Annotated in this window: 15 protein-coding genes and 1 riboswitch; of the genes, 3 read left to right on the top strand and 12 right to left on the bottom strand. The window is 70.0% G+C overall.

From position 1 onward, the window contains the following. Positions 1 to 6 precede the first annotated feature (6 nt). From MBA17_RS50210 to MBA17_RS03820, 3 genes are all read left to right on the top strand, one after another. Positions 7 to 1,707, top strand: coding sequence for an ABC transporter ATP-binding protein (locus MBA17_RS50210; protein ID WP_238494809.1), 1,701 nt, complete (start codon positions 7 to 9; stop codon positions 1,705 to 1,707). 19 nt (positions 1,708 to 1,726) lie between these two features. Further along, entirely contained in the window at positions 1,727 to 2,242 is a 516-nt protein-coding gene (lepB, locus tag MBA17_RS50205; protein WP_455432682.1) for a signal peptidase I, read from the top strand. Positions 2,243 to 2,445: 203 nt separating this feature from the next. Next, the gene (locus MBA17_RS03820; protein WP_238494808.1) at positions 2,446 to 3,339 is read left to right on the top strand and encodes an endonuclease/exonuclease/phosphatase family protein; all 894 of its coding nucleotides are present in this window, start codon (positions 2,446 to 2,448) and stop codon (positions 3,337 to 3,339) included. Between the two features lie 29 nt (positions 3,340 to 3,368). Here MBA17_RS03820 and MBA17_RS03815 read toward each other — a convergent pair whose 3' ends face one another. The 12 genes from MBA17_RS03815 to MBA17_RS03760 form a co-directional block, all read right to left on the bottom strand. Further along, a complete protein-coding gene (locus tag MBA17_RS03815; protein ID WP_238494807.1) occupies positions 3,369 to 3,968 on the bottom strand; it encodes a DUF1707 SHOCT-like domain-containing protein in 600 nt (199 codons plus the stop codon). A 155-nt stretch (positions 3,969 to 4,123) separates the two neighbouring features. Continuing rightward, positions 4,124 to 4,681 (bottom strand): nucleotidyltransferase family protein, encoded by a 558-nt coding sequence (locus MBA17_RS03810; protein WP_238494806.1) that lies wholly within the window; start codon positions 4,679 to 4,681, stop codon positions 4,124 to 4,126. A 91-nt stretch (positions 4,682 to 4,772) separates the two neighbouring features. After that, the gene (locus tag MBA17_RS03805; RefSeq protein WP_238494805.1) at positions 4,773 to 5,870 is read right to left on the bottom strand and encodes an XdhC family protein; all 1,098 of its coding nucleotides are present in this window, start codon (positions 5,868 to 5,870) and stop codon (positions 4,773 to 4,775) included. After that, positions 5,863 to 6,951, bottom strand: coding sequence for a vWA domain-containing protein (locus MBA17_RS03800; protein WP_455432681.1), 1,089 nt, complete (start codon positions 6,949 to 6,951; stop codon positions 5,863 to 5,865). Before MBA17_RS03800 ends, MBA17_RS03805 begins: the two co-directional genes overlap by 8 nt. Beyond that, on the bottom strand, positions 6,941 to 7,834 hold the full coding sequence (locus tag MBA17_RS03795) for an AAA family ATPase (protein WP_238494804.1): 894 nt from the start codon (positions 7,832 to 7,834) through the stop codon (positions 6,941 to 6,943). The genes MBA17_RS03800 and MBA17_RS03795 overlap by 11 nt, the downstream gene beginning before the upstream one ends. A 54-nt stretch (positions 7,835 to 7,888) precedes the next feature. Further along, positions 7,889 to 8,341, bottom strand: coding sequence for a PH domain-containing protein (locus tag MBA17_RS03790; protein ID WP_238494803.1), 453 nt, complete (start codon positions 8,339 to 8,341; stop codon positions 7,889 to 7,891). 119 nt (positions 8,342 to 8,460) lie between these two features. After that, entirely contained in the window at positions 8,461 to 8,931 is a 471-nt protein-coding gene (gene ribH, locus MBA17_RS03785) for a 6,7-dimethyl-8-ribityllumazine synthase (protein ID WP_238494802.1), read from the bottom strand. Continuing rightward, positions 8,928 to 10,148 carry a bifunctional 3,4-dihydroxy-2-butanone-4-phosphate synthase/GTP cyclohydrolase II gene (locus MBA17_RS03780; protein WP_238494801.1) on the bottom strand — a complete coding sequence of 407 codons (1,221 nt, stop codon included), beginning with the start codon at positions 10,146 to 10,148 and terminating at the stop codon, positions 8,928 to 8,930. The genes ribH and MBA17_RS03780 overlap by 4 nt, the downstream gene beginning before the upstream one ends. Then, a complete protein-coding gene (locus MBA17_RS03775) occupies positions 10,145 to 10,780 on the bottom strand; it encodes a nicotinamide mononucleotide transporter family protein (RefSeq protein ID WP_238494800.1) in 636 nt (211 codons plus the stop codon). The genes MBA17_RS03780 and MBA17_RS03775 overlap by 4 nt, the downstream gene beginning before the upstream one ends. Next, a complete protein-coding gene (locus MBA17_RS03770; protein ID WP_238494799.1) occupies positions 10,777 to 11,373 on the bottom strand; it encodes a riboflavin synthase in 597 nt (198 codons plus the stop codon). The genes MBA17_RS03775 and MBA17_RS03770 overlap by 4 nt, the downstream gene beginning before the upstream one ends. A 5-nt stretch (positions 11,374 to 11,378) precedes the next feature. Further along, the gene (gene ribD, locus MBA17_RS03765; protein ID WP_238494798.1) at positions 11,379 to 12,458 is read right to left on the bottom strand and encodes a bifunctional diaminohydroxyphosphoribosylaminopyrimidine deaminase/5-amino-6-(5-phosphoribosylamino)uracil reductase RibD; all 1,080 of its coding nucleotides are present in this window, start codon (positions 12,456 to 12,458) and stop codon (positions 11,379 to 11,381) included. A 109-nt stretch (positions 12,459 to 12,567) separates the two neighbouring features. After that, positions 12,568 to 12,698, bottom strand: a riboswitch (FMN riboswitch). Between the two features lie 327 nt (positions 12,699 to 13,025). Next, positions 13,026 to 13,832 (bottom strand): oxygenase MpaB family protein, encoded by an 807-nt coding sequence (locus MBA17_RS03760; RefSeq protein ID WP_238494797.1) that lies wholly within the window; start codon positions 13,830 to 13,832, stop codon positions 13,026 to 13,028. Positions 13,833 to 13,945 lie beyond the last annotated feature (113 nt).

Genomic DNA, 13,945 nt, shown 5'->3' with positions numbered 1-13,945 from the left:
GTCGTAGTGCAGACGAAAGTGCTTGTGGATGCGCTGATCATGCGGGCTCCCATCTCCGTTGTCGGTGTATCCCTGGCCAGCCTCATGGGGGCGATGCTGCTGGGCGCGATCATTCCGAGCTGGACTCTGTACTTCGGGAATGAGGTCGGGAGACGCGCGGGGGTCAGGGCTGTCGGCTCCTTATATGATGCTCTAGCGAACATCAAAGGCATCAGCCATTTCGAAGACCCGCACTTCCTCGACCGAATCCGTCATGCGCAGCAGGCCACCGCTACCTGTGATCGGCTCGTGATGGGCTTGTTAGGCTTGGTTCGTGATGCCATATCTCTGGTGGGAATCCTCTGGGCGCTGGCGGTCATCAGCCTTCCCATGGCCTCGAGCCTGCTCGTCACATCGGTGGTCGTTCTTCTCAATCAGTTGCGGCTCGCGAGGCGGCGCGTGGCCGTGATTGAGCATATCAGCCCGATACAGCGCAGAGAGTTCTTCTTCAGCAATCTCCTCGTCAGCGTGTCAGCGGCCAAGGAAATTCGACTGTTCAATCTGAGCGAGTTCTTCAAGCGACAGGCAATCGCAGACAGGAACCGGGCCAACGCCGCCAAGAAGAGCGTCGAGAGGAAAGAGTCGCTGACGGAAACGTTTCTTTCCGGACTTGGGATACTGGCGATCGCACTCGGCGGCATCTGGGCCGTGTGGGCCGTTCGCGACGGGTCGCTCAGCATTGGTGAAATGACCGCATTCATAGCGGCCGCGACAGGTGTCCAGACAGCGGCCGGCTCCATCATGAATGCGGTCGGCGGCCTTCACGAGTCACTTTTGCTTTTCGGGCATTTCGGCGAGCTGGTCCACGCACGATCGCGGCTGACGTCGTCGCACGACGACGCGCTGTTGCCACAATTGAGAGAAGGCCTTGAGGTTCGCGACGTCTGGTTTAAATACGAAGAGGGACATCCTTGGGTCCTGCGTGGTGTCAGCTTTTTCATCCCGCGAGGCCAGGCCGTGGGCATTGTAGGACTCAACGGCGCCGGCAAGAGCACTCTGATCAAACTTCTATGCCGTTTTTACGAGCCCCAGTCGGGAACAATTCTTTGGGATGGCATCGACATCAGTAAAATGGATGTCGATGCACTCCGCAGCAAGATCAGTGTGGTATTTCAGGATCATATGAACTATGACATGTCGGCGGCCGTCAATGTGGCACTCGGCGACATCGCCAGAATCGGCGAGGCGGAGCTGATTCAGCGGGCCGCCCATCAGGCGGACATCGCACATTACCTTGAGAATCTGCCCAATGGCTACGACACCCTGCTTTCTCGATTGTTCATGGGCGGGCCGGATGAGAATGACGCGGCGGTAGGCGTCGTCCCCTCCGGGGGACAATGGCAGCGAATCGCGATATCTCGAGCGTTCTTCCGCGGCAGCCGTGACTTACTTCTACTGGATGAGCCTACCTCTGGTTTGGACCCGAACGGCGAGGCGGACATCAGAGAACGACTGCAGGGTATGAGAAGCAGAGGAGTGACGATCCTCATCTCGCACAGGCTGAACACTATTCGCGATGCCGACAGGATCCTTGTCGTCGATGAGGGCGTCATTGCCGAGGACGGCACCCACGATCAACTCATGAATGACGCAGGGGTATATTCGAAGCTATTTTCCTTGCAGTCGGACGGCTACGAGATAAGCATGGGGCCGGCGCCCATCGATTGATCTCCACCGAGGGGATAGAATGGATTTCCATCTCGCAGCACTTATCCTCGCGATCTTTCCGCTTGTCACAGTATGCGTGGTGCGGAGGTACCTGATCGTCGCAAAGGTGAACGGCAGTAGCATGGAGCCCACCCTCCTGGCCGGGGATCGTGTTCTGGTGTGGAAAAATGCCTGCGAGACACGAACGTTGGATCGGATAGTCGTCGTGCAACGGCCTCGCGACCTTAAAGCGTTATTCGCCGCTCTCGGAAGCCCCGCCGTCGGTCCCGATCTTGACGTGCACGCAGACGGCCGGTTCAGCAGGCTGCTTATCAAGAGGGTGGCCCGTGTGGCCGGGGCTTCAACGGACACCGGCCCCGAGGGTAAGAGTCCAGAATGCGGGAGCAATGTTCCCAAGGGGCATCTATATCTGTTGGGCGATAATCCCGAGCAGAGTTATGATTCGCGATCCTTCGGTTATGTCCCTCCGGAGACCGTCGTCGGGATCGCACTGTGCCGGATCGCGAAGGATGGCCGGTGGGGGCGGATCGAATAGACGAAGTGTCATGGCTTACAGTGCGGCGATCGTGGAGTTTCCGCGTTCCGTCCGGAGTCAGGACTACTGGGGGTAGCCACTGAACCCACCGCCTGACCCACCAGCCGAGCCGGCCAACCACATCCGAGCGGCCAGTGGCGGCAACTCAGAGGTCTTCAGCCCGCTAACCTCGCAGTCCGGGATGACGATCGTGGGGGAGCGCTGTGCTGGGTAGGGCCGTCATCGTGGCCGCGGGGTTCCTCGCGGTGCTGCTCGGCGGCCATCGGCTGCTGCCGGAGCTGGGCGGGGCCACGCCGATCCTGGAGAGCCTGCTGCCCTGGCTGGGGCTCGCGGTGCCCGTGCTAGTGGTCACGGCGTTCTGCACCCGTTCCTGGCCCCCCGTCGCGGCGGCCCTGGTGCCCGCCGCCGTCTGGGGGCTGCTGTTCGCGCCCGGCCTGCTGCGCAGTCCGCCCGGCGGGCCCAGCGACCTGTCGGTGGCCACCCTGAACGTCGGCGCGGCGAACACCGACCCGGTCGACACCGTCCGCGCCGTGGCCGGCCGGCGCGACCTGATCGCACTGCAGGAGATGACCGCCCAGGCCAGAGCCCGGCTCCCCCGGGTGCTCCGCGCGCGTTACCCGCACCACTACACGGTGGGCACGGTCGGGCTGTGGAGCCGTTACCCCATCGCGAGCACCCGCCGGATCGACACCGGCCTCGGCTGGGAGCGTGCGCTGCGAGCGGTCGTCCGGACGCCCAAGGGCAGGGTGACGGTCTACGTCATGCATCTGGCCTCGGCCAGGCCGGGCGAGACGGTCCGACGTGACCAGACGCTCGCCACCGCGCGGCGGCTGATCGCGCGCGACCGCAGCAGGCATCTGCTGCTGCTCGGCGACCTCAACACGGCCACGACCGACCGGCAGCTCGACAGCCTGGTACCCCCGCTGTCCGACGCCCATCTGGAGGCCGGCGCCGGTTTCGGCTTCACCTGGCCGGCGCGGTTCCCCGTCACGCGTCCCGACCACATCCTGTACCGCGGCCTCGTCGCCACCCGCGCCGCGGTCGAGCCCGCCCCCGGCAGCGACCACCACGCCGCGGTGGCCGAACTACGGCTGTAGTCACGCAGGGGGGTGGAGCCCTCGGCTCCTCACCGCGACTGACTGCGTCTCAGCGCGCGGCGTTCCCAGCTGTTGGGGTGGCGGATGACCACGCCCGCCGCACCGCCGGTGCCGATGAGGCGGATCAGCGGTGTGCCCGGGAGCCGGTCGGGGGTGGTTTTGTCCCTGAACCCGCCGAGGCCGGGATCCACTCCTCCGGTGTCCGCGGCCCAGCCGTCGGGGATGATGACCGTGACACCGCCCATCTGGCCGTGCACTTCCACTTCGACCTCAGGCAGCCGGCAGCCGACCCGGGTGAAATCCAGCTTGGCGCTGCCCATCCCGCCGTACACGGCTATTTTGGCTGGCACCTGCCAGGACCCGGCGCGCACCGCGCCGTGCATGCCTCCCTTGAGGACCAGCGGCTTCCCCGGATCCGGGGGCGGATCGGACGGCAGATCGGCGGTGAGGGGCGCCACATCGGCGAAGGTCTTGGCGGTCAGGGCTTGGCCCAGCCTGGCATCCAGCTCGTCGAGGTCGATGCGACCCTCGGCCGCCGCCTCCCTCAGCCGCTCTACCACCGCTTCACGATCAGCATGCGAGATGCGCAGCTCGCCACGGTGGACGGGCTCCGGGCGCTCAGGGGTCATGCAGTCGATGATACGGAAATACCGTGACAGTCGCGGACATCGCAGCGGAAGCAGCGGCTAGCCCCTCGTTTCCCCCCACGTGGGTGATTTCAGCGGATATCTCGTGTATCGAACATCCGCTTGATCCTCAATGACCCCAACGTGCGGAGACAGGGCTAGCGGTTCTCCAGGATCGCGAGGTCCTCGGGGGTGTCGATGTCGGTGGGATCACCCACGTCGTCGCAGGGCACCTCGGTCACCAGGTCGCGGCGGGCCCGCAGGAAGGCCCGGGCGCCCACGTCGCCGACGGCGACCTCGGCGACCTCGGCGAAGTGTTCGCGCGTGATCAGGACCGGGTTGCGCAGCGCTCCGCCGTACGTGGCGACGGCGACGGACGCGCCCGCGTGCGCGGCGGCGACGAGCCTGCGCACGGCTTCCGCCTCGATTCTGGGCTGGTCGACGAGGGCGATCACCACCCGCTCGGCCCCGGGGGGCAGCGCCGACAGACCTGCTCGCAGCGAGGAACCCATCCCCGAGCGCCATTCGGGGTTGGCCACGACCACGGCCCCGCACACCTGGAGGATCGCGGCGCCGAGCACCACCACCACCGGATGGCAGCCGCCGTCGTGCAGGGTCCGCACGCCCCTGTCGACCAGACGCTCGCCCTCGAACTCGACCTGAGCCTTGGGCGTGCCCAGCCGGCGGCCCTCGCCCGCCGCGAGCAGCAGCCCCACCGTCGCCGTGGATGTGTTCGTGGCTCCTCCAGATGCGCTCAAGGGCTCGGACGCCCACTTCAGATGTTCTCCCAGATTCGCCGCCGGACGCCTACGGCTCGCCGTGGATGCGACCCGTGGTGTCGGTCAGCGGCCTGCCGGACCCGCCCCACCTCAGCTGGATCAGCTCGGCCGCGATGGCGACCGCGGTCTCCTCGGGGGTGCGCGCGCCGAGGTCGAGTCCGATCGGCGAGCGCAGCCGGCCCAGCTCGGCCTCGGTGAGGCCGGCCTCGCGCAGGCGGGCCAGGCGGTCCTCGTGGGTACGGCGAGAGCCCATCGCGCCGACGTAGCCCGCCGGCGTGCGCAACGCCACCTCCAGCAACGGGACGTCGAACTTGGGGTCGTGGGTGAGCACGGCGATCACCGTACGTTCGTCGACGGTCACCGACGTGAGGTAGTCGTGGGGCCACTTCACCACCACCTCGTCGGCGTCGGGGAAGCGCTTGGGCGTGGCGAAGACGGGCCTGGCGTCGCAGACCACCACGTGGTAGCCGAGGAACTTGCCGAGCCTGGCGACCCCGGCGGCGAAGTCGATGGCGCCGAAGACCAGCATCCGCGGCGGCGGGGCGAAGGACTGGACGAACACCGTCAGCTCGTCGAGCCGCCGCTCGCCCTGCCTGCCGTACCTCCGCATGCCGGTGAGCCCCTGGGCGAGCATGCCGCGGACGTCGTCGTCGACGGCGTCGTCGAGCCGGCGCACGCCGAGCGAGCCGGAGGCACGCTCCGGCCAGATGACCCGGCGCGAGCCGACCACGCCGGGCCCGGACAGCACCGTGGCGACCGCGACCGGTTCCTGCGCCGCGATCGAGGCGGCGATCTCGCCCAGCTCGGGATAGGTGTCGCGGGAGATCTGCTCGACCAGGATGTCGATGATGCCGCCGCAGGTCAGCCCGACGGTGAAGGCGTCGTCGTCGCTCACGCCGTACCTCTGGAGCACCGCCTCGCCCGTGCCGGTCACCTCGCGCGCCAGCTCGTAGACCGCGCCCTCGACGCAGCCGCCGGACACGCTGCCCACGGCCTCCTCGCCGAGCACCGCCATCGACGCGCCGGGCGGGCGCGGCGCGCTGCGGAAGGTGTTCACCACGGTGGCCAGGCCGAACTTCTCCCCCGCCGCCCACCACCGGGTGATCTGGCTGAGTACGTCACGCATGGCCGAGCCTTTCTGCGAGTTCCTCGAACGCGGCCAGACTGTGTCCGGCCACGAAGTCGTCGATGTACGGCAACGCCGCCCGCATCCCGGCGGTCAGCGGCTCGTAACCCTCGTGACCCTTGTGCGGATTGACCCAGATCACCCGGTGGGCGAGCCGTGCCAGGCGGGCCATCTGGGCGCCGAGCAGGCCGGCGTCGCCGCGTTCCCAGCCGTCCGAGGCGATCACCACGGTCGCGCCGCGCGCCACGTGCAGCGTGAGCAGCGCCTTGAGCTCCTCGCCGAGGCGGGTGCCGCCGCTCCAGTCGGGAATCGCCGCCGACGCCGCGTCCATGGCCAGGCCCGGGTCGCGGTGGCGGAGTTCGGCGGTGAGGCGGGTCAGCCGGGTGCCGGCGCTGAACGCCTCGGTGGCCCGCGGCTCCGACCTGACCAGCGCGTGCGCCAGGCGCAGCAACGTGTCGGCGTAGGGGGTCATCGAGCCGCTGACGTCGACGACCAGCACGACCCGGCGCGGCCTGGTCCGATGCGTACGGCGGCGCAGCGCGGCGACCTCGCCGCCCCTGCGGAGCATCTCCCTGGTCGTGCGCCGGTGGTCGAGTCCGCCCCGGTGCGATGGGGTGAACCGCCGTGACCCGCGGCGGGACCGGTGGCCGCCGAGCAGCGCGAGCAGCCGGTGGACCTCGGCGCGCTCGGCCGCGCTCAGCCCCGCCACGTCACGGTGGCGCAGCGTCTCGGCCTCGGTCGCGCTGGTGGCCAGGATCTCCGGCTCGGTGTCCCGTGTCCCGGGGTGGCCGTCGAACGCGGCGGTGTGCCGGGTGACCGTCACCACCGGCGCGCCGGGCCGGGCGGGGGCGGCGCGCAGGCCGCCGAAGTAGGCGGTGAAGCAGCGGTCGTATCTGGCCAGGTCGTCGGGCGAGGCGCAGAGCGTGAGGCGGCCCGCCCAGTAGACGTCGGCCGGTACACCGGCGTCGAGCGCGGACAGGGCGCGCAACAGGTTCTGGGTGCGCTCGTGGTCGGCGGCGACCCCGGCGGCCCGCAGCGTGCGGGCGAACCCCGTCATCGTGGCGACGATGTCACGTGCCACCGAACAACCCGTTCCTCAGCGCGGCGGTCTGGTCCTCCCGGTGCTTGAGGACCGCGCCGAGGGTCGCGGCGGCCGTGCCGGGGTCGAGGTCCCTGGCGCCCAGCGTGAGCAACGCCTCGGCCCAGTCGAGCGTCTCGGCGATCCCCGGCGGTTTGACCAGGTCGGCCCCGCGCAGCCGCTCCGCCGCCCGCGCCACCTGCCGGGCCAGGGTCTCCGAGCAGTGCGGCAGCCGGCGCTGCAGGATGGCCACCTCGCGGTCGAAGGGCGGATGCTCCAGCCAGTGGTAGAGACAGCGCCGTTTCAGCGCGTCGTGCACCTCGCGGGTGCGGTTGGAGGTGACGACGACCACCGGCGGCGACGACGCGCGGATGGTGCCCAGTTCGGGCACGGAGATCGTGTAGTCGGAGAGGATCTCCAGCAGGAACGCCTCGAACTCGTCGTCGCCCCGGTCGATCTCGTCGACGAGCAGCACGCTCGGCTGGGTCTCCAGGGCCTGGAGCAGCGGCCTGGCGATGAGGAACCGCCTGTCGTACAGCTCCCCCTCCAGCTTCGCCGCGTCGGTGATCCCGGCGGCCTCGGCGGCCTTGAGGTGCAGAAGCTGGCGGGCGAAGTCCCAGTCGTAGAGGGCCTGGGCGGCGTCGAGTCCCTCGTAGCACTGCAGCCTGATCAGCGGCGCGTGCAGCACCGTGGCCAGCGTCTTGGCCAGCTCGGTCTTGCCGACGCCGGCCTCGCCCTCCAGGAACAGCGGGCGTCCCATCCGCAGGGCGAGGAAGCATGCGGTGGCCAGGCCCTCGTCCGCCAGGTACGCCTGCTGGTCGAGCAGGTCGGCGAGCCTGGTCGGCGAGTCGATGTCCGCGGCCCTGCCGGAAAGCTTGCTCAGCACACCATCAGGCTACGCCGGGGCGGGGCCTGAGGGCTCCGGTGGATCTTGACGAAGTCAGGGCTCGCCGGCCTCGGCGCGCTCGTGGATCAGCGCGAGCAGCTCGGCCGCCTGCCGCCGGGCGCGTTCCTTCTCCGAGCCCTGGATGCCCATCGCCCCGATCGTGGCGCCGTCGGCGAAGTCGATCTTCGCCCAGGGCTCGCCCTCGATGAGGGTCACGTCGAGCACCTCCGGCCAGGAGTAGCGGTGCACGCGCAGCGCGTTGACCAGCGTGAGGCCCTGCTCGTCCGCCTCGACCCGGCAGCGGCCGAGCAGGTGCAGCACACCGGCGATCAGACAGCCCAGCGCGACCATGGCGAGCTTGTCGGCGATCGTGAACGGGTCGGGCAGGGCGATCGCGAGGATCACCGACCCGACCACCAGCACGGCCGCGAAGCCGTACGCGACGATCCTGCCTCTGCGTGGCCGCCAGGTCACGGGGAGGGAGGGCGGGGTCGCGTTCTGATACATCGGCGCTCACATGGTCGTCTGACGTGGACGAACGCAACCTACCGCACCCCCTCGGCGGTCTCCCGGGTCAGCCACGCGGATGACACGGATCAGCTCAGGTCAGCTCAGGTCAGCTCGGATCAGGCACGCGCCCGTCCCAGGATCAGCGCGGTCTCCAGCGCGGCGACGGTCGCCTCGTACCCCTTGTCCTCCTTGCCGCCGGGCAGGCCCGACCGGTCGAGCGCCTGGTCGAGGTTCTCGCAGGTGAGGACGCCGTTGCCGACGGGGGTCTCCTCGTCGAGGGAGATCCGGGTGATCCCCGCCGTCACCGCGTCGCAGACGTAGTCGAAGTGGGCCGTCTCACCGCGGATCACCGCGCCCAGCGCCACCACGGCGTCGTGCGTGCGGGCCAGCGCCTGCGCGACCACCAGGATCTCCAGCGAGCCCGCCACCCGCACCACGGTGGCCTGCGCGCCGCAGTCACGCGCCGCCTGTACGGCACGCGCCGCCAGCCTGTCGGTGATCTTCTCGTGCCAGCGGGCCGCCACGATGGCGACGCTCAGCCCTTTCGCGTCCACCGTCCCGGTTTCGGGACGCCCGTCCCCACTCATCCGATCTCCTCGGGAATGTAATGGCCGAGACGCTCGCGCTTGGCCGAGAGGTACTTCTCGTTGTAGGGGTTCACGGCGGCGGGCATGGGAGCGCGGCCGAGCACCTTGATGCCGTAGCCGTCCATCCCGCGTAGTTTGGCCGGGTTGTTGGTGAGCAGCCTGACCGACTTGACGCCGAGGTCGGCGAGGATCTGCCCGGCGTTGGAGAACTCCCTGGCGTCCACCGGCAGCCCGAGCTCCACGTTGGCGTCGACCGTGTCGCTGCCGTTGTCCTGCAGGCTGTACGCCTTGAGCTTGGCCAGCAGGCCGATGCCGCGTCCCTCGTGCCCGCGCAGGTAGACGACCACACCGCGGCCCTCGGCGGCGATCGCGGCCATGGCGCCGTCGAGCTGCACCCCGCAGTCACAGCGCAGGGAGCCGAGCACGTCACCGGTGAGGCACTCCGAATGTGCCCTGACCAGGATGTTCTCGCCGTCTTCGAGGTCTCCGTACACCAGCGCGACGTGCTCGCCGCCGTCCAGGGAGCTGGCGTAGCCGTAGGCCCGCCACTCGCCGTGCCGGTTGGGCAGCGCGGTCTCGGTGACCCGGGTGACCATGCTCTCGGTGCGGCGGCGGTGGTCGGCGAGCTGCTCGATGGAGACCAGCGCGAGGTCGTGCTCGTCGGCGAAGGCCCGCAGCTCCGCGAGGCGTTTCATGGTCCCGTCGTCGTTGACCACCTCGCACAGCGCGCCGGCCGGGGGGAGCCCGGCCAGGACGGCCAGGTCGACGGCCGCCTCCGTGTGTCCCGGTCTGGCGAGCACGCCGCCCTCGCGGTAGCGCAGCGGGAACACGTGGCCCGGCCGTACCAGGTCGTCGGGGCCGGTGGCCGGGTCGCACAGCACGCGGATGGTGTGGGCGCGGTCGGCGGCGGAGATGCCGGTGCTCACCCCGTCGCGGGCGTCCACGCTGATGGTGTAGGCGGTGCGCATCCGCTCGCGGTTGTCGCTCACCATCAGCGGCAGGCCGAGCCGGTCCAGCTCGTCGCCGCGGACGGACACGCAGATGACGCCGCTGCCGTGCCTGATGGTGAAGGCGACCAGTTCGGGGGTGGCCGCCGAGGCGGCGAAGATCAGGTCGCCCTCGTTCTCCCGGTTCTCGTCGTCGACCACCACGACGCCCTTGCCGTCGCGGATGTCGGCGATCGCTCTCTCGATCGGGTCCAGCTTGATGTCGCTCATACCGTCACCACCTCGTCCGTGTTCCGGTACTCCCGCTGCCAGGTCGCGTAACCGATCACGACGAGCACCAGGAACACCCCGTATACCGCCCCCGAGACCACCAGGCCCGAGGCGAAGGCGAGCGGTACGCCCACCAGGTCGACCAGCACCCAGATCCACCAGAAGTCGATCAGGGCCCTGCCTTGCGCGAAGGTCGCCACCGCGCTGCCCACGAAGATGTAGGCGTCGGGCAGCGGGTTCCATGAGATCTCGAAGAAGAAGGTGTTGACCGACCAGAAGATCGTCGCCACCAGGGCGGTGCCGGCGACCAGCGCGCCGATCAGCGCCGCGCGCTCGCCCGAGGTGGCGGGCCGTACGGGGAGGGATCGTCCCTCGCGGGTGCCGTATGACCACTTCCACCAGCCGTAGACCGCCAGCGCGCCGAAGAGGACCTGCTTGAGGGCGTTGCCGGTGACGTGGGCGCTGATCGAGGCGGCGAACAGCAGCACCGCCCCGGTGAGCTGGACCGGCCAGGTCCAGATGGTGCGTCTGATCGCCAGCAGCACCGTGCCGAGCGCGCAGATGTTGCCGATCAGGTCGGCCCAGAGCACGTCCTGACCGAGCAGGTGGAATCCGGCTTCGGCCCAGCTCACGACCTGACCCCGGTCATCAGCTTCGCCACGTACTTCGCGATCACGTCCACCTCCAGGTTCACCGGGTCGCCGGGGCGTTTCGGACCGAGGGTGGTCTCCCGCAGCGTCGTCGGGATCAGGCTGACCGCGAACGCGCCCTGATCGACGGCGGTCACGGTGAGGCTGACGCCGTCGACCGCGATCGAGCCCTTCTCCACCACGTAGCGGTCCAGCTCGGCGGGGAGCGAGATCCGGACGACCTCCCAGTGCTCGTCGGGCTCACGGGACAGCAGCACGCCGGTGCCGTCGACGTGGCCCTGCACGATGTGCCCGCCCAGCCGCTGGTCGGCGCGGACCGCACGCTCCAGGTTGACCGGGGAGCCCGGCCGGAGCGCGCCGAGGGCGCTGCGTTCCAGGGTCTCCTTCATCACATCGGCGGTGAAGACCTCGCCGTCCGTGTCCGCCACGGTCAGGCACACGCCGTTGACGGCGATCGAGTCGCCGTGCGACGCGTCGCCCAGGACGATCTTGCCGCGAATCGACAGCCTGGCCGCGGCGCGTTGCGGCTCCACCGCGACGACCTCGCCGAGCTCCTCAACGATTCCGGTGAACATCTGGTTCAGCCCTCCTTGCTCGCCAGCCGGGCGACCACACGCAGGTCGGGCCCGACAGGGGTGACGTCTTCGTAGACAAGCCGGTGGGTCTCGCCGATCGTCCGCACCCCGGCCGGGCCCAGCGCGGCCGCGCCCGCCCCGAGCAACGCCGGCGCCAGGTAGCCGACGACGCGGTCGATCAGCCCTTCCCTCATGAACGAACCAGCCAGGGTCGCCCCGCCTTCCAGCAACACCCCGACGATCTCCCGCCGTCGCAGCTCGGCGAGCAGCGCGTGCAGATCCAGCCCGTACGGCACGCGCGGCAGCCGCAGGATCTCGGCCCTGCCCTCGGGGACCGTGGCGTCCTCCGCGACGGCCAGCAGGGTCGGCGCCTCGTCCGAGAGCACCTGGGCCGTGGCGGGCGTGCGGGCCGAGGAGTCGACCACCACCCGCAGCGGCGGCCCGGCGGGGTGCGCGCGCGGGGGGCGGGCGGTGAGCCGGGGGTCGTCGGCCAGCACGGTGCCGACGCCCGCGATGACGGCGTCGCAACCGGCGCGGAGCCGGTGCACGTCGGCGCGCGCCTCCGGGGACGTGATCCACTGGCTGGTGCCGTCCTCGGCGGCGGAGCGGCCGTCGAGCGTGGCGGCGAACTTCCAGGTCACGTGGGGCCTGCGGAGGCGGACGGCGGTGAGCCACTCGGCGTTTCCACGGGCCGCCTCCTCGGCGAGCACGCCGGTCACGACGCTCACTCCCAGGTCGCGCAGCCTCTCCGCGCCCCCCGCCGCCAGCGGGTTGGGGTCGCTCACCGCCACGACGACCCGGGCGACGCCCGCGTCGGCGAGGGCCTTCGTGCACGGGCCGGTGCGGCCGGTGTGGTCACAGGGTTCGAGGGTGACGTAGGCGGTGCCGCCGCGGGCCCGCTCGCCCGCCTCGGCCAGGGCCGCCACCTCGGCGTGCGGGCCGCCGGCGCGGGCGTGGTATCCCTCCCCCGCGACCTGTCCGCCGGCGTCGAGGACCACGCATCCCACGACCGGATTGGGACTGGTCGTCCCCTTGCCGCCTGCGGCCAGCTCGATCGCCCGCCGCATGTGGATGAGGTCGCTCACCCTGGGCCCTCCTCCTCGCCATCAGCTTCAGCCATGGCGGGCCCCGGGGGTGGCAGGGTGCGTGAACGCACCGCCTGGCGAGCGGGCGCCCACGTGGATGCCCGATCGCCCGCGTGCTTCCTCCCATCCGGACTCTCACCGTCGGTCCCGGATTTCCACCGGGTCAACCGGCCGATGGATTCGGCCGGGTCGCGGACTGTCACCGCCGGTTCGGAATTTCACCGACCCCGGAGCACGCTTGCTCTTATCTCAGTCTGCCATGTTCCGCAGGAAAAAGGTGGACCGGCCCCGGGGAATTAACAAGCGCTAGCTTGGTCGTCGACGGGATGGCGACCCCCGATGACGGCGCCGGGCACCCTCCAGGCCAGGCCACCCGCCGGCCCACCGGTCCACGGCCTGACCAGGAAGAGCAGGCCGTTCGGCAGGTGCGCGAACCGTCGCGGCCGATCCCGCCCGCGGCACGGAGACACCCGGGAGGCGGGCCTTCTTCTCCCGTGCGGTGTTCGATCCACGGGTCTGGTGCGGCGCCGCGAACGGCCACCCGCCGGGCGCTCCGGGGATCGGCGCTCACACCGCCATGAGCCGTCTGGCCTTGCGGGCGTCGGGGGCGTAGCGGACCTGCTCGGGCACCAGCCCGATGCCCAGGTGCAGCGTCTTCAGGGTGGCGCTCGCCCACAGATCGCTGAGGGGCGTGGCCGGCAGGCCGTACATCCTGCGGGCCCAGCGCGGCATGGTCGCGAGGGCGAGCATGGTGAGCGCGGGCAGGACGGGGCGCAGCGGCGCCAGGCGCGACGGCAGCGGCGCGGTGAAGGCCAGCCGCATCGGGTGGGCGGCCTCGGGGACGAAGTAGAGGCCGGGCCGCTCCCCCTCGATGTAGTCGCGCAGCTCGCCGGCGGAGCCGGGCACGTCCGCCGGGCGCAGGCCGACCACCTCGGCGGCCCGGCGCCACTCCGCGACGAAGCGGTCGGCCTCGTCGTCGTCCAGTCGCACCCCCGCCCGGCGGGCCACGGACAGGTAAGAGTCGACCTCGCAGGCGTGCACCCAGCGCAGCGGCCCGGGTTCGTCCAGCCGGTAGTGCTCGCCGGTGTCGGGGTCGTGGGCGGTGAGGGTCGCGTGGATCTTCCTGACCCGGGCGCCCGCCCGTTCCACCTCGGGGAGCGTGCCGTACGTGCGGACCCTGACAAACTCCGTGGTGCGCTGGAAGCGCGCCCACGCCTCACCCGGGTCCATCAGCGTGGAGTTCTGGGCCACCCCGCGCATCGCCCTCGGGTGCAGCCCCTGCATGAGGAGCGCACGGAACCCGCCGACCAGCAGGATCGGCTCTCCCATCACCCGCCAGGTCACCGACTCCGGCCCGAACAGCCCGTGGTCCATGCCTCACCTCCCCGGCGCCATAAGTAAAGAGTTACCCTTCAAACCGGCATGCTACACCAGTGATGGCAGATGATCGCATATAGGTGTCCCGAACACGTCATCACTCTGTCACA

Source organism: Dolomitihabitans soli (genome assembly GCF_022213955.1).
GTDB lineage: Bacteria > Actinomycetota > Actinomycetes > Streptosporangiales > Streptosporangiaceae > Streptosporangium_A > Streptosporangium_A soli.
Note: the sequence above shows the minus strand (reverse complement) of the source record. Positions and strands in the feature narration are given on the sequence as shown.

Excerpts from the sequence above, each read along its gene's own strand:
- MBA17_RS03790 (WP_238494803.1), bottom strand. The coding sequence starts at position 8,341 with ATGTATCAGAACGCGACCCCGCCCTCCCTCCCCGTGACCTGGCGGCCA.
- MBA17_RS03770 (WP_238494799.1), bottom strand. The coding sequence starts at position 11,373 with ATGTTCACCGGAATCGTTGAGGAGCTCGGCGAGGTCGTCGCGGTGGAG.
- lepB (WP_455432682.1), top strand. The coding sequence starts at position 1,727 with ATGGATTTCCATCTCGCAGCACTTATCCTCGCGATCTTTCCGCTTGTC.
- MBA17_RS03805 (WP_238494805.1), bottom strand. The coding sequence starts at position 5,870 with ATGCGTGACGTACTCAGCCAGATCACCCGGTGGTGGGCGGCGGGGGAG.
- MBA17_RS03760 (WP_238494797.1), bottom strand. The coding sequence starts at position 13,832 with ATGGACCACGGGCTGTTCGGGCCGGAGTCGGTGACCTGGCGGGTGATG.
- ribH (WP_238494802.1), bottom strand. The coding sequence starts at position 8,931 with ATGAGTGGGGACGGGCGTCCCGAAACCGGGACGGTGGACGCGAAAGGG.
- MBA17_RS03780 (WP_238494801.1), bottom strand. The coding sequence starts at position 10,148 with ATGAGCGACATCAAGCTGGACCCGATCGAGAGAGCGATCGCCGACATC.
- MBA17_RS03815 (WP_238494807.1), bottom strand. The coding sequence starts at position 3,968 with ATGACCCCTGAGCGCCCGGAGCCCGTCCACCGTGGCGAGCTGCGCATC.